General features: G+C 69.0%; 21 protein-coding genes. 10 read left to right on the top strand and 11 right to left on the bottom strand.

Features of this window, described 5'->3' with window-relative positions; genetic code table 11:
• Positions 1–56 precede the first annotated feature (56 nt).
• Positions 57–344 carry a co-chaperone GroES gene (gene groES, locus ACW178_RS02460; protein WP_152949225.1) on the bottom strand — a complete coding sequence of 96 codons (288 nt, stop codon included), beginning with the start codon at positions 342–344 and terminating at the stop codon, positions 57–59.
• A gap of 275 nt (positions 345–619) precedes the next feature.
• On the opposite strand from groES, the gene ACW178_RS02455 reads away from it, so the two are divergent.
• The gene (locus tag ACW178_RS02455) at positions 620–1,045 is read left to right on the top strand and encodes a YMGG-like glycine zipper-containing protein (protein WP_152949224.1); all 426 of its coding nucleotides are present in this window, start codon (positions 620–622) and stop codon (positions 1,043–1,045) included.
• 50 nt (positions 1,046–1,095) lie between these two features.
• Here ACW178_RS02455 and ACW178_RS02450 read toward each other — a convergent pair whose 3' ends face one another.
• A complete protein-coding gene (locus ACW178_RS02450) occupies positions 1,096–2,247 on the bottom strand; it encodes a GTP-binding protein (protein WP_492025041.1) in 1,152 nt (383 codons plus the stop codon).
• A 166-nt stretch (positions 2,248–2,413) separates the two neighbouring features.
• Here ACW178_RS02450 and ACW178_RS02445 point away from each other — a divergent pair, with 166 nt between their 5' ends.
• Complete coding sequence (locus ACW178_RS02445; protein ID WP_152949222.1) at positions 2,414–2,998, top strand: DUF1826 domain-containing protein; 585 nt, start codon at positions 2,414–2,416, stop codon at positions 2,996–2,998.
• Here the strand turns inward: ACW178_RS02445 and ACW178_RS02440 are convergent, their stop codons facing one another.
• Both ACW178_RS02440 and pgi read right to left on the bottom strand, forming a co-directional pair.
• Positions 2,999–3,376: a DUF4260 domain-containing protein gene (locus ACW178_RS02440; RefSeq protein ID WP_152949221.1), complete on the bottom strand. Its 378-nt coding sequence runs from the start codon at positions 3,374–3,376 to the stop codon at positions 2,999–3,001.
• Positions 3,373–4,983, bottom strand: coding sequence for a glucose-6-phosphate isomerase (pgi, locus tag ACW178_RS02435; protein ID WP_227976094.1), 1,611 nt, complete (start codon positions 4,981–4,983; stop codon positions 3,373–3,375). The genes ACW178_RS02440 and pgi overlap by 4 nt, the downstream gene beginning before the upstream one ends.
• A 110-nt stretch (positions 4,984–5,093) precedes the next feature.
• Here pgi and ACW178_RS02430 point away from each other — a divergent pair, with 110 nt between their 5' ends.
• Positions 5,094–5,570: a hypothetical protein gene (locus ACW178_RS02430; protein WP_054764365.1), complete on the top strand. Its 477-nt coding sequence runs from the start codon at positions 5,094–5,096 to the stop codon at positions 5,568–5,570.
• 137 nt (positions 5,571–5,707) lie between these two features.
• Positions 5,708–6,460 (top strand): hypothetical protein, encoded by a 753-nt coding sequence (locus tag ACW178_RS02425; protein ID WP_191554762.1) that lies wholly within the window; start codon positions 5,708–5,710, stop codon positions 6,458–6,460.
• Positions 6,461–6,488: 28 nt separating this feature from the next.
• On the opposite strand, the gene ACW178_RS02420 is transcribed toward ACW178_RS02425, so the two are convergent.
• The 3 genes from ACW178_RS02420 to ACW178_RS02410 all read right to left on the bottom strand — a co-directional run bounded on the left by ACW178_RS02420 (position 6,489) and on the right by ACW178_RS02410 (position 9,663).
• Positions 6,489–8,717: a protein-disulfide reductase DsbD family protein gene (locus tag ACW178_RS02420; protein ID WP_492024824.1), complete on the bottom strand. Its 2,229-nt coding sequence runs from the start codon at positions 8,715–8,717 to the stop codon at positions 6,489–6,491.
• 51 nt (positions 8,718–8,768) lie between these two features.
• The gene (locus tag ACW178_RS02415) at positions 8,769–9,209 is read right to left on the bottom strand and encodes an OmpA family protein (protein WP_054764363.1); all 441 of its coding nucleotides are present in this window, start codon (positions 9,207–9,209) and stop codon (positions 8,769–8,771) included.
• A gap of 112 nt (positions 9,210–9,321) precedes the next feature.
• A complete protein-coding gene (locus tag ACW178_RS02410) occupies positions 9,322–9,663 on the bottom strand; it encodes a YMGG-like glycine zipper-containing protein (protein ID WP_054764362.1) in 342 nt (113 codons plus the stop codon).
• 133 nt (positions 9,664–9,796) lie between these two features.
• On the opposite strand from ACW178_RS02410, the gene ACW178_RS02405 reads away from it, so the two are divergent.
• From ACW178_RS02405 to ACW178_RS02395, 3 genes are all read left to right on the top strand, one after another.
• Positions 9,797–10,063: a hypothetical protein gene (locus ACW178_RS02405; RefSeq protein WP_182713769.1), complete on the top strand. Its 267-nt coding sequence runs from the start codon at positions 9,797–9,799 to the stop codon at positions 10,061–10,063.
• Positions 10,064–10,129: 66 nt separating this feature from the next.
• Positions 10,130–11,086, top strand: a complete 957-nt coding sequence (locus ACW178_RS02400; RefSeq protein ID WP_287106367.1) for a diacylglycerol/lipid kinase family protein — start codon at positions 10,130–10,132, stop codon at positions 11,084–11,086.
• Positions 11,086–11,937, top strand: a complete 852-nt coding sequence (locus ACW178_RS02395) for a metallophosphoesterase family protein (RefSeq protein ID WP_054764360.1) — start codon at positions 11,086–11,088, stop codon at positions 11,935–11,937. Before ACW178_RS02400 ends, ACW178_RS02395 begins: the two co-directional genes overlap by 1 nt.
• 100 nt (positions 11,938–12,037) lie before the next feature.
• Here ACW178_RS02395 and ACW178_RS02390 read toward each other — a convergent pair whose 3' ends face one another.
• The 3 genes from ACW178_RS02390 to ACW178_RS02380 all read right to left on the bottom strand — a co-directional run bounded on the left by ACW178_RS02390 (position 12,038) and on the right by ACW178_RS02380 (position 13,086).
• A complete protein-coding gene (locus ACW178_RS02390; RefSeq protein ID WP_008262305.1) occupies positions 12,038–12,217 on the bottom strand; it encodes a DUF1328 domain-containing protein in 180 nt (59 codons plus the stop codon).
• A gap of 114 nt (positions 12,218–12,331) precedes the next feature.
• Positions 12,332–12,742 carry a hypothetical protein gene (locus ACW178_RS02385; protein ID WP_054764359.1) on the bottom strand — a complete coding sequence of 137 codons (411 nt, stop codon included), beginning with the start codon at positions 12,740–12,742 and terminating at the stop codon, positions 12,332–12,334.
• Positions 12,742–13,086 carry an ElaB/YgaM/YqjD family protein gene (locus tag ACW178_RS02380; RefSeq protein ID WP_054764358.1) on the bottom strand — a complete coding sequence of 115 codons (345 nt, stop codon included), beginning with the start codon at positions 13,084–13,086 and terminating at the stop codon, positions 12,742–12,744. The genes ACW178_RS02385 and ACW178_RS02380 overlap by 1 nt, the downstream gene beginning before the upstream one ends.
• A gap of 137 nt (positions 13,087–13,223) precedes the next feature.
• On the opposite strand from ACW178_RS02380, the gene ACW178_RS02375 reads away from it, so the two are divergent.
• The 3 genes from ACW178_RS02375 to ACW178_RS02365 all read left to right on the top strand — a co-directional run bounded on the left by ACW178_RS02375 (position 13,224) and on the right by ACW178_RS02365 (position 15,523).
• On the top strand, positions 13,224–13,877 hold the full coding sequence (locus tag ACW178_RS02375; protein WP_182713766.1) for a fumarylacetoacetate hydrolase family protein: 654 nt from the start codon (positions 13,224–13,226) through the stop codon (positions 13,875–13,877).
• Positions 13,877–14,512 (top strand): maleylacetoacetate isomerase, encoded by a 636-nt coding sequence (gene maiA, locus ACW178_RS02370; RefSeq protein WP_054764356.1) that lies wholly within the window; start codon positions 13,877–13,879, stop codon positions 14,510–14,512. The genes ACW178_RS02375 and maiA overlap by 1 nt, the downstream gene beginning before the upstream one ends.
• Before the next feature lie 90 nt (positions 14,513–14,602).
• A complete protein-coding gene (locus ACW178_RS02365; protein WP_152949213.1) occupies positions 14,603–15,523 on the top strand; it encodes an aldo/keto reductase in 921 nt (306 codons plus the stop codon).
• Here the strand turns inward: ACW178_RS02365 and ACW178_RS02360 are convergent.
• A complete protein-coding gene (locus ACW178_RS02360) occupies positions 15,507–17,330 on the bottom strand; it encodes a TonB-dependent receptor plug domain-containing protein (RefSeq protein WP_492024823.1) in 1,824 nt (607 codons plus the stop codon). The two genes, ACW178_RS02365 and ACW178_RS02360, sit on opposite strands and share 17 nt — an antisense overlap.
• Between the last annotated feature and the right edge of the window lie 10 nt (positions 17,331–17,340).

The raw sequence follows: 17,340 nt of genomic DNA, 5'->3' as shown, positions 1-17,340 counted from the left end.
CGTCCGGAAACCTGCTCGCCACTCGCCACTGATCACTCGCCACTGAGGGCTGAGCCTTAGCTCAGCACTCCAAGCACGTCCGACTCTTTCATGATGATCAGGTCTTCGCCGTCGATCTTCACTTCCGTGCCCGACCACTTGCCGAACAGGATGCGGTCGCCGGTCTTCAGCTCCAGGGCGTTGACCTTGCCCGAGTCGTCGCGGGCGCCGGGGCCGACGGCGACGACTTCGCCTTCCTGGGGCTTTTCCTTGGCGGTGTCGGGGATGATGATCCCGCCCTTGGTCTTGGATTCTTCTTCAACGCGCTTGACCAGCACGCGGTCGCCGAGCGGACGAAACGCCATCGGTTGTCTCCCTTGATCCCCCAAATGGGGCGATTTGAACAATGGGTCAGCCTCTCCGCGACCGCCGTTTTAGCAGCCGACCACGGAGAGTGCTAACGCGAGCGGGAGTTAGTCAGAGGGCGGCGGGGCGTCAAGCGCCGCCGCGTGTGAAACTTCCGCGACGGATGAACGCGCGATGAACCACGGCCTCCGAACCCGTTCAAACGGCGCGCGCTAAAACCACCTCAACGCTCGCGATCCCCGGAAGACGCGAGGCGATTCAGAGGAGACGGACCATGTCCAAGCTGTTGAAAATCACCGCCGCCGTTGTCGCCCCCGCCGCCGCCCTGGCCTTGACCGCCGCCCCGGCTTCGGCCCAGTCGCGTGACCGCGACGACACCGCCCGCAACGCCCTGATCGGCGCCGCCGTCGGCGGACTGGCGGGCGCCGTCTACGGCAATGGCGACGGAACCTATATTGCGGGCGGCGCCTTGGCCGGCGCGGCCTTGGGCGCGGTAGCCTCGTCCAATCGCGGATCGGACTGCGGCTATTATCGCGGCGGCCAATGCTACCGGAACCAGGGCCACTGGGAACGCGAGCACGGCATCAACAGCCGCGACCCGCGCTGGGAGCAGCGCCGTGATTATCGCGACTGGCGCCGCGACCAGCGCTATGACCGGCGCGACGAGCGCCGCGACTATCGCTACGATCGCCGCTGGTAGACTGCGGACGTGAAATTCAGAAGGGGCGCCTTATCAAGACGCCCCTTTTGTCATGCCGCGTCCCGACGCGGGTCCCAATGCGGGAAGGGATCCTCCAGCCTGGCCCAGCCCTCGGGTCCGCGTTCCATCTCGAACCGGCTCAAAAGGGCGGCGTCGAACAGGGAGGTCAGCAGATCGCGGTTCATGTCCTTGCCGATCAGGACGATCTCCTGACGACGGTCGCCATAGGGTTGTCGCCAGACGGCCTCGATCGCCTTCAGCCATTCGGCGTTGTCGTCGGGCCAGCGCTCGCGCGGCGCCGAAGCCCACCACAGTCCGCCCCATTCATGTTCGGTCACGGCCCCGGCCTGGCTCCAGGAACCGACATAGTCCATCCGGCTGGCCAGCCAGAAGAAGCCCTTGGAGCGCCAGACGCCGGGCCATTCGCGCTGCAGCAGGTCATAGAAGCGCCGGGGATGAAAGGGTCTGCGCGCCCTGTAGACGAAGGTTGAGACGCCGTATTCCTCGGTCTCGGGCGTCACCTCGCCGCGCAGGGCCTGGGACCAGCCGGCCGCCTGTTCCGCCCTTTCCATGTCGAACAGGCCCGTGCCGACGACCTGATCCAGGGGCACGGCGCCGCGCACTGCCTGGATGATCCGGGCGCGCGGATTGAACTGGGCCATCATCGCCTTCAGCGTCCCGAGTTGGGTCGCATCGAGCAGATCGCACTTGTTCAGCACGATGACGTCGGCGAACTCGATCTGGTCCATCAGCAGATTGGCGATCGTGCGTTCGTCGTCCTCGCCCAGATGTTCGCCGCGGGTCTTCAGCCGGTCGGTCGAGGGATAGTCGCGGTGGAAGTTGAAGGCGTCCACCACCGTCACCATGGTGTCGATCCGGGCCAGGTCCGACAGGCTGAAACCGTCCTCGTCGCGAAAGTCGAAGGTGGCGGCGACCGGCATGGGTTCGGATATCCCGGTGGATTCGATCAGCAGGCAGTCGAACCGACCCTCGCGCGCCAGCTTGCCGACCTCGATCAGCAGGTCCTCGCGCAGGGTGCAGCAGATACAGCCGTTGGACATCTCAACCAGCCGTTCCTCGGTCCGCGACAGGTCCGCCCCGCCGCCGTCGCGCACCAGGGCGGCGTCGATGTTCACCTCGCTCATGTCGTTGACGATGACCGCGACCCGCAGCCCGTCGCGGTTCGCCAGGACGTGGTTCAGCAGGGTCGTCTTGCCGGCCCCGAGAAAGCCGGACAGGACGGTGACGGCCAGGGTCTTGAAGCTCGGACATGACGGCGCTCCACGGCTGCTGCGCCGAGCTTGACCACAGCCCGGCGACTGTGAGAGTTACGTTATATTATAACATGCATAGTCAGCAAGGTTTTCCATGGCGGTCGGCGCAGTCGTCCAGGGGCAGGCGCCCACGGTCTTCACCACCCTTTTCGAGCCGCAGGTGCGGATGGCGATCTGGTCGCGGCCCAGTCCCATGCCGCCGGACGCCTTACCCCCGCCGGACTTCACCGCCGACTGCGACGGGCGCTGGATCGCCACGTCCGGTCCGGCGCCCGAGTGGTTGCTGCAGGATATAGAGGGATTGGCGGAGATTGTGGCGGCGATAAGCGGATGCGACGCCTGGCGGGCGCGCTGCGAGACCGTGACCCGCCGCGCCTGCCCGCGATTTCATCAGGACGCCGTGCCGGTACGCCTGATCGTCGCCTATGAGGGGCCGGGGCCGGAATGGGCCTTCGCCGGCGAGATCGGCGAGGATCTGGACGGGCGCCTGATCGGCACGCGTCGTCGGGTCCGCACCCTTCGCCCTGGCGACGTCGCCGTCATCAAGGGCACGGCGCCGGGCTGGGAGGCCTGGCCGGACTTGCCGGTGGTCCTGCACCGCTCGCCGCCGGCCGGGAGACGCACCCCCCGGCGCGTCCTGACGATCGACGCCGCGCCGGACCGCGAGGACCGGGTTTGATCAGGGTCGCGAACGCGCGCGTCCGATCAGGCCGAGATGAGTCACGCCAAAGGCTTCAGGCGATTTCAGCCCATACCCCAGGGCGCGATCCAGGCCGATATGGGCCAGCCAGATTAGGGCCACGGACGTGGCTGAGGGGATGGATGCGGCGAGCCCCACGGCTCCCAGCACGAGGGGGCCGATCAGGCTGTGCGCCAGATTATAGCCCAGGGCGCCGAGACTCGGCCCCGCCAGATAGGCTGCGAAACTGACGTCGGGCGCCAAAAACAGGACGGCGAACAGGATCCAGCTGGCGTCCATATGGGCGTAGGCCGCCAGGGCCGCGCCGAAAAGCGCCAGGGCCTCGACCCTTTGCCAAGTTGCAGCGACGACCTTCATTGCGACAGGCGTCGCATCAGGGCGGCGGTAGAGGGGTCCAGTGCCTCGGACGGTCGTCCCGCCTCCACATCCTTCAGGATCGCCTTCGCTAGGACCTTGCCCAGCTCTACGCCCCATTGGTCGAAGCTGTTGATGTCCCAGATCACGCCCTCGACGAAGGTCTTGTGCTCATAGAGGGCCAGAAGGGCGCCCAGGGTCTGGGGCGTCAGACGGTCCATCAGTATGGCGGTCGAGGGGCGGTTTCCGGTGAAGGTCCGGTGGGTCGCCAGACGGGTCGCCTCTTCTTGCGACAGGCCCTGGGCCAGGCCTTCCGCCTTGGCGGCTTCGGTGGTCTTGCCCAGCATCAGGGCCTGACCCTGGGCCAGGGCGTTGGACCAGAGCGGCGATTCCGGCGCGTCTCCATGGGTCTTGGCCACGATGACGAACTCGGCCGGGACGATCTGGGGACCCTGGTGGATCTGCTGGAAGAAGGCGTGCTGGCCGTTGGTGCCGGGCTCGCCGAAGACGACGGGGCAGGTCTGGCGCGTCACGGGGGTTCCGTCGCGATGCACCCGCTTGCCGTTCGACTCCATCTCCAGCTGCTGCAGGAAGGACGGCAGGCGGCGCAGGGCGTGGGCATAGGGGGCCACCGTGCGGGCCGGCCGGTTCAGGCCGTCAACGTTGAAGACCTGGGCCAGGGCCAGAAGGATCGGGGCGTTCCGCTCCAGCGGGGCCGAGACGAAGTGATCGTCCATGGCCGCCGCCCCGGCCAGCATGGCCTCGAACACGTCCCAGCCCAGGGCGATGGCGCACGACAGGCTGACCGCCGACCACAGCGAATAGCGTCCGCCGACCCAGTCCCTGAACGCGAAGGTGCGGCCGCAGCCGAAGGCCGCCGCCTTGTCCGGCGCCGCCGTCACCCCGATGAAGTGTTTCGTCATGCCTTCGACCGGCAGGGCGGCCGCCAGCCAGGCCTTGGCCGCCTCGGCGTTGGCCAGGGTTTCCTGGGTGGTGAAGGTCTTGGACACCACCACGACCAGGGTGGTCTCGGGATCGAGCCCCGTCAGGGCCTCGGCCATGTCGCGGGGGTCGATGTTGGCGACGAAACGCAGGTCGATGGACGGCTCCAGCGGCCGCAGGGCGTCCCACACCACGCGCGGACCCAGGTCCGAGCCGCCGATGCCGACATGGACGATGGCTTTGAACCGTTTGCCCGTCGCCCCCGCCTCGGCGCCCGCGCGCACGGCTTCGGCATAGGTCTTCATGTCGGCGCGCACCGCGTCCACCTCGGCCGAGACCGGCTCGCCCAGGGCCTTGAAGTCGGCGCCGGCCGGGGCCCGCAGGGCCGGATGCAGCACGGCCCGGCCCTCGGTCAGGTTGACGGCCTCGCCGGCGAACAGGGCGGCGCGACGGCCCTCGACGTCGCAGGCGTGGGCCAGGTCCAGACAGGCCTCGAAGGCGTCCCGGGTCCAGCTCTGTTTCGACAGATCCAGATAGAGACCCGCCGCCTCGACCGACATCCGCGCCAGCCGGTCCGGATCGGCGGCGAACTGGTCCACGATACGGGCTTTGCCCGCCGTTGCGGCGGCGGCGTCGAAGGCGGTCCAGGCGTCGTTGCGGGTCATCAGTCGTCCTCGGGAGGAGAAATCTTGGGAAGACAAGGAAGGTAAACACTCGTTTACGGGTCGAGCGTATGCCGGTTCAACGTCCTAGCCGACGCTGAAACAGGAAGTCACCCATGTCCTGCGGCCTTGCTCTCACGATCGCCCTGACCCTGTCCAATCCCGCCGTGGCCCTGGCGGCTGATCAGCCCGCTGCGGCCGCCGGCGCCCCCGTGTCCGTGGCGGCCGAGCCCCTGTTCGCCGACATCGTGGCCCGGTCCGGGAGGCTGAAGGCGATGGTCGACGGCTGGGCGGCGTCAAAGGCTGCGGACGACGCCGGTTTCTTCACCAGCCAGGCCTTCACCGGCTTCAAGGCCCAGGCGGACGAACTGGCGGCCCTGGACCTGCAGGGCCATCTGATTCTGAAGGAACGGGGCACCGACGGCGATCTGAAATGCATCCTGCGCGGCATCTCCGAGGACATGCCGAAAAAGGTCCAGGCGGTTCAGGCCGCCGCTACCCCCGCAGAGCGCGCTACGGCCCTGTCGGAACTGTCCTATTTGCTGAACGACAATGTCGAAGTGATCACCGCCCCGCCTCAGCCTGAGGTCTAGCGAGCGAAACCCCGACCTCTGCGGGTTGCGGGTTGCGGGGGTGACGGTGCGGGTGCAGGCTGGGGGAAACCGTTTCCGGAGTCCCCATGGCTGGTCTTGTGCCCCTGATCGCCGTTGCCGCATCAATGGCCGCGTCAATGGTCGAATCCGCGACCGTTCCGCTCGGCGCGGTGCGCGGGGCCGAGCCGGTCGCCCTGGCGCAGCGGATACTGCCGCCGGAGACGGCGGCGCGGATCGAGGGCGGCCTCGTCCGGCGACAGTGGCTTCCGGGTCAGAGCTATTTCATTCGCTTCGACGAGCGCCCGAGCGTCCATTCGGACGGCCTGTGCCGCCGCACCTCCCACGTCGCCTCGGCCGGGGCGCCGCGCGTGGGCGAGGAGGCGGCCGACGACACGCCGCTGGCGCTGACGCCTTTTCAGACCGTCGTCTTCTACGCCCCGACCTATCCGAACCTCGCCTCTGATGCGGGGTGTCTGTCAGAGGGCGGCTGGATCGGCGCCCCGGAGCGCGAGCTTGAACCGACCCTGCGGATGCTCGACCGGCTGACGCGGGCGATGGCGCGGGCCGCCGGCCCCGACGAACTGGGGTTCGCCCTGTCCTGTCGTTCGGACAAGCCGGAAGATTGCGCTGATCCGCGACGCGCCCTGGCCGACCTGCCGCTGGATCGGCTGCTGGGCGTTCGGCTGAAGAACACCGTCTATCAGGAAGAGCCGACCGAGGGCCGGGTGCGGGTTCGAAAGATGCAGCCGGTCGTCGACGACCGCTGGCCCGAGGCCGAGGTCCATTTCGACAGCACGCCTCCGGACGGCCAGTCGTGGATCGTGGTGCTGAAGGGCATCGACCGCCTGGAGGCGGTCGAGATCCGGAGGACGCTGGTCATCCGCCACTGAGCCGCCGCATCCGACGCTCGCCGCGTCTTCACCGTCCCGTCAGCGCTTCGACCACCACACCCTCGGTCAACAACTGCGGCAGGATGCGGGGTTCGCCGCCGGCGGCGGGATAGAACAGATACAGGGGCACGCCCGAGCGGCCGTGACGCTCCAGTTCACGGCTGATGGCGTCGTCGCGGCGGGTCCAGTCGCCGACCAGATAGAGGGCGTTCGACGCCTTCAGGGCCTCGGCGACGCGGGGCGAGGACAGGGCGGCGCGCTCATTGATCTTGCAGGTGACGCACCAGTCGGCGGTGAAGTTCACCAGGACCGGACGGCCGGCCGCCTGGGCGGCGCGGACGGCCTCGGCCGACCAGGGGGCGGCTGTGAGAAAACCAGTCTCGGCCGCCGCCGCAGACGGCGGCCGAGTGGCGGCCAGACCGGCGAAACCGACGGCGAAGAACAGGGCCAGGGTGGCGGCGACGGCGCTGACCACGGCGGTCCCGCCCTGGGCCCGGCGCGCCTGGTTCATACCGGACAGCCACAGGCCGAAGGCCAGCATCAGGCCCGCTGCAAGGACCAGGGCCAGGGCCTCGGGCCCCGTCTGGCGCGAAAAGATCCAGACCAGCCACAGGGCCGCGCCGTACATGGGGAAGGCCAGCAGGGCCTTCAGCCGCTCCATCCACGGCCCCGGCCGGGGGAAGCGTCGCAACAGGCCGGGCGACAGGCTGATCGCCACATAGGGCAGGGCCAGGCCCAGGCCCAGCATCAGGAAGATCGCCAGGGCCGCGGGCCAGGGCGCCAGCAGGGCTGCGCCCAGGGCGGCGGCCATGAAGGGGGCGGTGCAGGGGGCGGCGACGACCACGGCCAGCACCCCGGTGAAGAAGGCCCCCACGCCGCCGGGCAGCCGCGACAGGGGACCGGCGCCGGCCCCCTGCAGCCCAGCCCCAACATGGAAGACGCCCGACAGGTTCAGGCCGACGCCCAGCATCAGCAGGGCCAGGCCCGCGATCACCGCCGGCGACTGAAGCTGGAAGCCCCAGCCTATGGCCTCGCCGCCCGCGCGCAGGATCAGCAGGGCGCCCGCCAGAACCAGGAAGCTGGACAGGACCCCGGCCAGGAACAGCAGGCCGTCGCGCCGGGCCTCGCCGGCCTGATGGGCCGAGGCGGCCAGGGCGGCGGCCTTCATCGCCAATATGGGGAAGACGCAGGGCATCAGGTTCAGGATCAGTCCGCCGACGAAGGCGAACAGGATCGACTGCAGGATCAGGCCCGCGCCGGTCCCTTCGGCGGGGGGGACGACCTCGTCGCTGAGGGCCGCGCCGCCGGTTGTTCCGGGCAGGGGGGGACCGGGCCGGGCCGTGATCTCCCAGGCGCCGGCGTCGGTGGCCAGGACGCCGGACACCGGCCGGGTCAGGCCCTGGGCCTTCAGACCGGCGCCGGGGGTCAGGGTCAGGCTCAGCCCCCGGGGGCCGGCCTGGCCCGACTGGGCCGCAGCATGGTCGATCACGCCGCCGTCATAGGGATAGAAATAGGCCTGGGTCACGCCCGGCGCGCCGCCCATGATCTCCGCCAGCGGTCCGCCCGCCGCCGACAGGGTCAGGACGCCGTTCTCGAGCGCGGCGCGCGCCTCGATCCCGGCAGGGCGGGGCGCGGCCTCGAGCACGGCCTGGAGCGCCCGACCGTGATCCGGGTCCAGCGGCGGCGCCCCCTCCCGGATCGGCAGGTCCAGCCTCAGGCTCATCTGCACCGGCACGCACATCTGGTCGCTGCACACCAGGAACAGGGCGTCGGCGACCAGGGGCAGGGTGGTGCCGGGTCGGGCCGAGGCCGGGATCTCGATCGGCACGGGCAGATAGACCTCGCCCGAATAGCCGTAGTTGACCAAGCTCATCAGCCGCTGGCGGGTCGGCAGGGGCCAGACGATGTCGCCGGCCTCGACCCCCGGCGGAAGGCGCCAGTTCAGGGTGGTGGGGCCCCCGGAATCGCCGGGGTTGCGCCAATAGGTGTGCCACCCCTCGGCGATCTGCTGTCGCACCGCCACCACGGCGGTGGAGCCCGGCGCCGCCCAGCGCGTCAGAGGAATGAGTTCCGCCCGGATGTTCTCCTCGCCCTGAGCGCCCGTCTCGACGGGGGCTTGGCTTCGGACCTGGGCCAGGGCCGGAGAGGCCAGGCCCAGCAGCAGGCCCAGGTTCAAGACCAGCAGCAGGCGCACCCCGAATCTGGAGCCGTCGCGGAGCCGGCCGGCCTTGAACAGGATGGAGAAAAGAAGGCGCATGATCGGCCTTTTAGGCCGGGAGACCGCCCCTGTCAGGGCGCCTTTACGGGATCAGCGAGGATGGGCGTCGATCGCCACCTCGGTGCGGCGGCGCAACGGCTCGGCAGCGCCCTCGGTCGTGACTGCGCCGACGTCCCCGGCGGCGGCCACGTCGAAGACGGGGGCGGGCAGGCCCGCGGTGTTCAAGGCCTGGGCCACGGACCGCGCCCTCTGTTGAGAGAGGCTGAGGTTGGCCGCAGACCCGCCCGTGGCGTCCGCGAGGCCCAGCACCTGGACCCGCCGAACGTCGCAGGTCTTCAGCACATTCGCCGCCGCCGTGATCGCCTGATCGGCCGCAGGCGTAAGCCGAGCCTCGCCTTCACGGAAATAGATGTCGAACCGCACCGGCGCGCACGGCGATTCCCCCGTCACGATTGCGTCTCGCGACGGCGCGGTGGCGCAGGCCGACACGGCCGCGGCCAAACCCAATGCCGAAATCGTCAGATATCTCATACCGTCCCCCTCGGTTGTGCGTCTGCAGACGCAAAAAGGGCGGCCCGTCGCCGACGAGCCGCCCGGTTGAACGGACGCGAACCGTCTCGCGCCCGTTCAGAAACCCTGAGGCTCAATAGCGCCGTTGGCCATTGTCCCAGTAGCATTCGTCCTGGCGGTTGTCGTAGCAGTAGTAGTAGCGACCCTGGCTGTCGCGATAACGCTGCTGGTTGTTGCGGTCCGCCTGAGAGCCGCGCACCGCGCCGGCCGCACCGCCCAGGGCGCCGCCGATCAGGGCGCCGGTGGCCGCATTGCCGCCGCCGACATTGTTGCCGATGACCGCGCCCGCCACGGCGCCGAGGCCCGCGCCGATGGCGCCCTGGCGCACCGTCTGGTTGGTGCCGCCGTAAGGATCGCTGGCGCAGGCCGAAGCCAGAAGACCGGCGCCGGCTATGGCGATGATGGCCTTGTTCATGGTGAATTCCTTTATCCTGGGTTCGCCCCGAATACGAGAACGCTGGACTCCCGCACCGGTTCCCTTGTCTATCACTGTTCCGCTGAAGCGGCTAAAATCGCCGCACGGCAGTCAAGCTTATGGGGGCAGGACGATGCGATTTTCCACACTGACGCGGGCTTCGGCCGGCGCCGAGGGACCGATCTGGTCGCGGCCTCGCAAACGCAAGCGCAGAGTCTCGGCGGCGTCCCTGGTCAACACTCTGCTGGTTCTGCTGGCCTTGATCGGCGCCCTGACGCTGGTTCTGTCGATCAGGGCGGGTTCGGTCGAGACCGCCGGCCGGACCATGGACGGATGGATCGCGACGGCCTGGGCCCACGGTCAGGCCTTGATCGGCCGAACGCCCAGCCCCAGCCGCTGAAGCGTCAAAGCGACGTTCGAGTCATGCTGAGGGGAACGGCTCGGCTTGGCAGGCGTTCGGCCCGACATGACCGACATCCTGAGCTCTGAGCCCGACACAGGGGAGGGCGGGCCGCGCCCGGACGCGGGCCGCGTCCTGACGCCTCATGCGTCGCTGAAGCGGTTGGTCATTCTGGTGAATCCGCTGTCAGGCGGCGTCGGACCGCGCGCCGTCGCAGAGGTCGAGGCGATCCTGGCCGACTATCAGGTGGAGAGCCAGGTCATGCTGTTGCAAGGCGGCGGCTTCGACCAGGCCATCGCCGACGCCTTCGCCGCAACGCCCGACGTCATCTTCGTTCTCGCCGGGGACGGCACGGCCCGTTCGGTGGCGGCCAAGGCCAGGCCGGACGGTCCGATGATCGCCCCCCTGCCCGGGGGCACCATGAATATGTTGCCCAAGGCGCTTTACGGCACCGGCGATTGGAAGGCGGCCTTGCGCCACGCCCTGGAGGAGGGCGAGCCCCAGACGGTGTCCGGCGGCGAGGTCGGCGGGGAATATTTCTACTGCGCGGCCATCCTGGGGTCGCCGGCCCTGTGGGCCCCGGCGCGCGAGGCGATGCGGACCGGAAAGCTGAGACTGGCCTGGGCCTATGCTCGACGGGCGTTGAGGCGAGCCTTTTCCGGCCGATTGAGGTTCAGCCTGGACGGCGGCGGCCGTCGCCGCGCCGAAGCCCTGGTGTTGATCAGCCCGATGATCTCCAAGGCGATGGAGGAGCCGACGGGGCTTGAGGCGGCGGCCCTGGACCCGTCGGACGCCAGCCAGGCCTTCCGACTGGCGGCGACGGCCCTTTTCAGCGACTGGCGCCATGATCCCGCGGTCTCGACCCGCCCCGCCAAGCGGATCGACGTCCGCGCCCGGTCCAAGATTCCCGCCGTGATCGACGGCGAACCCCTCCTTCTGAGCCCCGAGGCGACGGTGCGGTTCATTCCCAAGGCGTTTCGCGCCCTGGCGCCCAAACCCCCCGCCGCCGAGGACAGTCTGTAATGGGGCGTATTCTCCAGTTTTCCGATGTTCATTTCGGATGTGAGCACAAGGGGGCGGTCGCCGCCGCCCTGGAATACGCCCACGCCACGCCCAACGACCTGGTCCTGATCACAGGCGACATCACCCAGAAGGGCTATCCCAAGGAGTTCGCGGCGGCGGGTCGTTGGATGCGCGCCATGCCCGAGCCGCGCTTCGTCATCGTCGGCAACCACGACGTCCCCTACTGGGACGCGGTCGCAAGGCTGTTCCATCCCTGGAAAGCGTTCGAGACGGCGACCGGGTTTCCCGCCCACGACGGCCAGTTCTGCAATGAGACCGTCATGGTGCGCGGCGTCGTCACGGCGCGCGGCTGGCAAGCTCGGCCCAACTGGTCAAAGGGGGTCATCGATCTGGACCAGACCCGGCGCGCGGCCGAGGCCCTGCGGCAGGCGCCGATCGGGGCGCTGCGCATCCTCGCCTGTCACCATCCGCTGATCGAGATGATCGGGGCGCCGATGACCGGTGAGGTCAAGCGCGGGGACGAGGCGGCGCTGATCTTCGCCGAGGCGGGCGTGGATCTGATCATGACGGGCCATGTCCATGTGCCCTTCGCCCTGGCGATCGACCTGGCGGATCGCTGTTCCTATGCGGTGGGTTGCGGAACCTTGTCGCATCGGGAGCGGGGATCGCCGCCCGGCTTCAATCAGGTGGAGTGGGACGCCAAGACCATCACGGTCACCGCCCTGGCCTGGGACGGCGCGGCCTACAGGCCGCATCAGGTGTGGAGGCTTCCGCGTCGCCAAGACACCCGCCGCGCGGCGACGGCGCCCGATCCGAACGCGCCGGGCATGCTGGAAAAGGCGGCGGTCTGACGCCGCCCTTCCATCTCGGCCACGGCCCATAAGGACCTCGGCATGAAGAAAGGGCCGGAACTCGCGTTCCGGCCCTTTCCGTTTTGAAGCTCGACGCCCTTTACAATCGAGGCGCGCCGCGTCCGCGAAGTCCGCCGGCCACAAGGGCGATGACGAACAGGATGATGGCGATCACGGCGATGAATTTGGCGATCTCGAACGAGAAGTTCGCGATGCCGCCGAAGCCGAGAACGGCTGCGATCAAAGCCACGACCAGGAAGATAATTGCCCAGCGAATCATGGGTTTAGCTCTCCTGCATTGATGTTTCCGACGGCGGCCTCGCAGCCGTTCGTCCGTCGGTGGATCAACGTTCCCGGTCGCGGGGCGTTCCGCCCGCGACAGAGAAAGGAAAGACTATCGCCGCCGGCGACGGCCGTAGCCGCGATGCTCCATCTTGCGGTCCGCCACCATGCCGGCCACGATCGCGGCCAGGGCGGGATTGCGCAGCAGCAGGAAGGCGGCCCCCAGTCCGCCGACCACCCCGATGACAGGGCGCTCGCGCACCATATGCAGGATCTTGCCGGCCAGACCCTCCGGCTCCTCCTCCTCGTCCTCATCGTCCCCTTCGGCGCGCTTCAGGAAGACGAGGGCGACGATCAGGGCCGTCAAGGCGAACAGGCCGAAGGTGATGGCGGCCGCGCCCAAGGGCGTGGTCATCAATTGGAGGGCGTAGAACACAGCGACGCCCAGGAAGATGACGGCCAAAAAGACGCTGGCGGCGACCACGGCGGTCGCCACGGCGCGCTTGAGGATGCCCTTGAACATCAGCGGCGGCGACCGGCCAGCAGCATGCCCAGCACCAGACCGACGCCCAGGGCGATGGCCGTGGACTGGAGCGGACGCTCCTGCACCCGTTCGACGACATAGCGCTGGGCTTCGTCCAGGCGCTCGGCGGCGTCGTCGTAATATTCGCGGCCCCGAACGCGGGCGGCGTCGTAATAGGTGCGGGCCTGTTCGCGCACTTCCTCGCTCTTGGCGCGCAGGCGGGCCTCGGCCTCCTCGGCCTTTTCGCGCAGGCGCTGGGTTTCTTCGCGAGCGCCGGCCTTCAGATCCTCCTTCAGGGTCTTCAGATCGGCCTTGATGTCTTCTCGAGCCTTGGTGGTGGCCATGATGCGCGCTCCAGTTTCAAGCTTGGCATTAGAATAGGGAACCCCGTCTGCCAACGCCACACCCCTGTCGAGGTTCCGTCGTCGCCAATGTCGGTGAAGGCCTCGTCACCTCCGTCCCGGCGCCCTAGATTGGCGCCATGACCGCCTTTCTGTTCGAGCCCCCACCCCAGCCCAGCCTGCCGATCATCGGCGATGCGCGACGGTTTCCCGTGCGGCGGATTCTGTGCGTGGGCCAGAACTACGCCGCCCATGCGCGCGAAATGGGGTCGGATCCCGAGAAGCAGACGCCCTTCTTCTTTTCGAAGCCGGCCGACGCCGTGGTGACCGACGGCGCCGACCCGGCCTACCCGTCCGCGACGGCCCAGCTGCACTATGAGGCCGAGCTGGTGGCGGCCATCGGCGAAGGCGGGCGGATCGTCGGCTGGGCCGCCGGTTGCGATCTGACCCGACGCGATCTGCAGGCCCAGGCCAAGGCGGCCGGCCGCCCCTGGGACGCCGCCAAGGGGTTTGATCAGTCGGCGCCCTGCGGCGCCATAACCCTGGGCGCCCTGCCGAAGCCGGACGGGTCCATCGTCCTGACCGTCAATGGCGAAACCCGCCAATCCAGCGTCCTCAGCGACATGATCCTGAACCCGGACCAGATCGTCGCGGCGGCGGGCGGGCTGTGGACGCTTCAGCCGGGCGACCTGATCTTCACCGGAACCCCGTCCGGCGTCGGGCCGATCGTGCGCGGCGACAAGGTGGCGGTCGCCATCGAGGGTCTAGCGCCCCTGAGCTTCGAGATCGTCTGATGATCCTGCACGGCTATTGGCGGTCCGGCGCCAGCTATCGGGTCCGCATCGGCCTGGGGCTGAAAGGATTGGCTTATCAGACTGCGGCCCTTGATCTGCGCAAGGGCGAACAGAAGGCCCCCGCCTTTCTGGCGATCAATCCCCAGGGCATGACCCCCGCCTTGCAGCAGGGGGAGACGGTCCTGACCCAAAGCCCGGCGATCCTGGAATGGCTGGAGGAGACCCATCCCGAGCCGCCCCTGTTGCCGAAGGACGCCCAGGACCGCGCCCAGGTCCGGGCCATGGCGGCCCTGATCGGCTGCGACATCCATCCGCTGAACAATCTTCGCGTCCTGACCGCCCTGCGTCAGGAGTTCGGCGCCGATCAGGCGACGGTCGACGCCTGGGCGGGGCGCTGGATTACGCCGGGCTTCGACGCTCTGGAGGTCCTGGTCGCGCGCCACGGTGCGGGTTGGAGTTTCGGCGATCGTCCCGGACTGGCGGACTGCTATCTGATTCCACAGCTCTATTCGGCGCGGCGGTTCAATCTGGCCCTGACGCCCTGGCCGCGCCTTCTGGCGGTCGAGGCCGCCGCCCAGGCCCATCCGGCCTTTCAGGCGGCCCACCCGGACCGGCAGCCCGACGCCGACGGCTGAGCGCGCCCGACCCATATCGGCGGTCGATGAGTAAGACTCGCGTAAGGTCTTGATCAACCTCCCTTAAGCTTTGGGGGGCATGATCGGGGGGTGACGCAGTCCCCACCCTCTCCCTCGGCGCCATCGCCGGTCGATCGCCTGGCCCTGGCCGTGGTGACCGAGCCCGAGCGCGCCGCCAAGCCCCTCATGGCCGCCCCGTCGGGCGCCCGCGAGGACGCGATGCGTTTCCTGTTGCAGACGGGAGCGGACGCGGGGGTCAAGGTGATCGCGACCAAGCCGACCGGCGACGGCGAACGGCTGTTGGGCCAGGCCTGGCCCTTCCCCTCCCCCTTCCGCGTCACGGTTCGCACCGTCGGCCTGGGCGAAGGACTGGATCGGGTTGAGGCGCGGGCGCGCCGCTCCTTGGAACGTCTGGGCCTGCCGCGGGGCGAGGCCCTGCTGGTCAACAATCCCGCCGACCTGGCCGGCGCCGAGGGGCGGGCCCTTTGGGACCGGCTGCAGGCCTTGAAGGCCCGCGGCCTGTTTCGCAGCATCGGCTTTTGCGCCACGGTCGAGGACGGACCCGTCCTCCTAGCCCGGCGCCTGGAGGCCGATGTGGTTCAGGTCGCCTGCAATCTTCTGGATCAGCGCGCGGCGGCCGAGGGAATTCTGGATGAGATCAAGGCCCTGGGGGCCCAGGTCCACCTGTCTTCGGTCTTCGCCGGCGGCCTGTTGTTCGCCCCCGGCGACGATCTTCCGGCCCATTTGACCGGCTATGATCAGGCCCTGTCGCGCATCCGACGGCGCCTGGCGGAACGGCGCTGCGATCCGATGCAGGCCGCCCTGGCCTACGCCTTTTCTCTGGAGGCGGTGGACCGGGTGGTGGCCAGCGTGGCCTCCGCCGCCGAGCTGCGCGCCATATTGGCGGCCGCCCATGCGCCCGGTCCCGACCTGGACTGGTCGGAACTGGCGCTGGAGGCGCCGGCGGCCTTCGCCGCCGACGCCCGCAGCCTGATCAGTAGCGCAGCCTGACCCCGACATAGGCCGACCGGCCGGGCTCTCCATAGCCGAACACCTGCTGATAGTGTTCGTCGCCCAGGTTCTCGATCCGCGCCGTCAGGGCGACCTTGTCCGTCAAAGCGTAGGCCGCGTTCAGATTGGCCGTGACGAAACCCTTGCGGACCACAGTCGAGAAGCCGCCGGAATCGTCCTGATCGCCTTCCGCCCGCACGGTCAGGGCGCCCGACAGTCGATCCCCCGTCCAGCCTAGGGTCGCCGAACCGGCGTGTTCGGGCACGCGGAGCAGACGGGCGCCCGTGGTGCGGTCCGCAGCGTCGGTCCAGGCGTAGGCCAAGGTCAGGTCGAAACCGGCGCCGAGGCGCGCGCGGCCTTCCAGCTCGAGCCCGTCCGACCGCGTCTTGGCGACGTTGACGTAGCGGCCGGCGGAATAGGTGATCTGGTCCTCGACGTTCAGCCGATACAGGGTCGCGCGTCCCTCGAACCGACCGCCGGCGGAGGCCCAGCCCAGGGCGATCTCGACGCTGTCGGCCGTCTCCGGCTTCAGCGCGGGCCACGGCTGGGGTGCGAAACAATAGTCGCACACCGCCTGGCTGACGGTCGGCGCCTTGAAGCCCGTGCCATAGGCGCCCGACAGGATGAAGCCGCCGGCCAGATCATAGGCCGCCGAAATCCGGCCCGTGGTCTTTGAGCCGAAATCGTCCGTGTCGTCGTACCGCAATCCGCCGCTCAGGTTCAGCGGGCCGGCGTCATACCGGGCCACGCCGAACACCGAGGTTATCGACAGGTCGCGCGACAGACCTGACGACAGGGCCGCCGAGGCCTCGTTGCGTTCGACGCCGAAGGCGTAGTCCACGCCTTGCGCCTGACCGTCCGCCTGCCAGCGGTAGGCCTGACGGTCGCCGCTGAAGGTCGAGCCGAAGCCGTCGCTGTAGGAGGTGCGCTCCAGATCGGAAGCCGAGATGCTGAACTGATGATCAAGACCGAAAGCCTGGGCCGTTACCCGACCGAAGCCCGACCACTGTTCACTGTCCTGGGCGTCGCCGGTGTCGGCCAGCACATAGTCGGGCGCCGGGAAGCCGTCGATGTCGGCGTGGCTGTCGTTCCAGCGCGCCGCGCCTTCGACCTTGACCGCGTCGGACAGGGCATAGCGGCCCTTGGCGCCCAGGGTCGTGCTGCGAAAGCCGTCGGTCTCGGGATTGCCGTCCGCCTTGTCCGCCGCCGAAATCCCGTCGGTCTGGAAGCGCGAGACATAGGCGCTGAAGGCGTAGGTCTCATTGGCGACGCCGGCCGACAGACGACCGCGCACCGTGTCGAAGCTGCCCGCCTCGGCCTCGGCGCGAACGCCGTCGATGTCGCGCGTGGTGAAGGAAATCACCCCGCCGATGGCGTCCGATCCCCACAGGGACGACTGTGGACCGCTGAGCACCTCGATCCGGTCGATGTCGGCCAGTTCGAAGCTGGAGAAGTCATAGGCGCCGTTCGGTTCGGCCGCATCATTGACCGGCGCGCCGTCCACCAGCACCAGGGTCTTGCCCGGCGTCGCGCCGCGCATGCGGACCTGGGCGATCCCGCCGAAAGCCCCCGTTCGCGTCACCGACAGGCCGGGCACGTCGGACAGGATGTCGGCGGCGAAGACGGCGCCGCGTTGCTCAATGATCCTGGAATCGATGACCCGGGCGCCGGGCGTCTCGGCGACGATGGCGGGCAGGCGGGTGGCGGTGACCACGACCTCGTCCAGCTGGGACGCCTCATCGGCGAAAGCGGGTGCGGCGATGACGGCGGCCATGGCCGCCGTCGATGAAAGAATGGAGCGCTTCATTGTGAGCGAT

This window comes from Brevundimonas sp. AVps4 (genome assembly GCF_058681525.1).
This window is presented reverse-complemented; position numbering and strand designations above follow the sequence as displayed.

What these genes read in the sequence shown, in the direction of transcription:
- ACW178_RS02415 (WP_054764363.1), bottom strand. Translation starts at nt 9,209, where the DNA reads ATGAGATATCTGACGATTTCGGCATTGGGTTTGGCCGCGGCCGTGTCG.
- ACW178_RS02455 (WP_152949224.1), top strand. Translation starts at nt 620, where the DNA reads ATGTCCAAGCTGTTGAAAATCACCGCCGCCGTTGTCGCCCCCGCCGCC.
- ACW178_RS02425 (WP_191554762.1), top strand. Translation starts at nt 5,708, where the DNA reads ATGGTCGAATCCGCGACCGTTCCGCTCGGCGCGGTGCGCGGGGCCGAG.
- maiA (WP_054764356.1), top strand. Translation starts at nt 13,877, where the DNA reads ATGATCCTGCACGGCTATTGGCGGTCCGGCGCCAGCTATCGGGTCCGC.
- ACW178_RS02375 (WP_182713766.1), top strand. Translation starts at nt 13,224, where the DNA reads ATGACCGCCTTTCTGTTCGAGCCCCCACCCCAGCCCAGCCTGCCGATC.
- ACW178_RS02440 (WP_152949221.1), bottom strand. Translation starts at nt 3,376, where the DNA reads ATGAAGGTCGTCGCTGCAACTTGGCAAAGGGTCGAGGCCCTGGCGCTT.
- ACW178_RS02405 (WP_182713769.1), top strand. Translation starts at nt 9,797, where the DNA reads ATGCGATTTTCCACACTGACGCGGGCTTCGGCCGGCGCCGAGGGACCG.
- ACW178_RS02395 (WP_054764360.1), top strand. Translation starts at nt 11,086, where the DNA reads ATGGGGCGTATTCTCCAGTTTTCCGATGTTCATTTCGGATGTGAGCAC.
- ACW178_RS02445 (WP_152949222.1), top strand. Translation starts at nt 2,414, where the DNA reads ATGGCGGTCGGCGCAGTCGTCCAGGGGCAGGCGCCCACGGTCTTCACC.
- ACW178_RS02380 (WP_054764358.1), bottom strand. Translation starts at nt 13,086, where the DNA reads ATGGCCACCACCAAGGCTCGAGAAGACATCAAGGCCGATCTGAAGACC.
- groES (WP_152949225.1), bottom strand. Translation starts at nt 344, where the DNA reads ATGGCGTTTCGTCCGCTCGGCGACCGCGTGCTGGTCAAGCGCGTTGAA.
- ACW178_RS02390 (WP_008262305.1), bottom strand. Translation starts at nt 12,217, where the DNA reads ATGATTCGCTGGGCAATTATCTTCCTGGTCGTGGCTTTGATCGCAGCC.
- ACW178_RS02360 (WP_492024823.1), bottom strand. Translation starts at nt 17,330, where the DNA reads ATGAAGCGCTCCATTCTTTCATCGACGGCGGCCATGGCCGCCGTCATC.
- ACW178_RS02430 (WP_054764365.1), top strand. Translation starts at nt 5,094, where the DNA reads ATGTCCTGCGGCCTTGCTCTCACGATCGCCCTGACCCTGTCCAATCCC.
- ACW178_RS02420 (WP_492024824.1), bottom strand. Translation starts at nt 8,717, where the DNA reads ATGCGCCTTCTTTTCTCCATCCTGTTCAAGGCCGGCCGGCTCCGCGAC.
- ACW178_RS02400 (WP_287106367.1), top strand. Translation starts at nt 10,130, where the DNA reads ATGACCGACATCCTGAGCTCTGAGCCCGACACAGGGGAGGGCGGGCCG.
- ACW178_RS02385 (WP_054764359.1), bottom strand. Translation starts at nt 12,742, where the DNA reads ATGTTCAAGGGCATCCTCAAGCGCGCCGTGGCGACCGCCGTGGTCGCC.
- ACW178_RS02410 (WP_054764362.1), bottom strand. Translation starts at nt 9,663, where the DNA reads ATGAACAAGGCCATCATCGCCATAGCCGGCGCCGGTCTTCTGGCTTCG.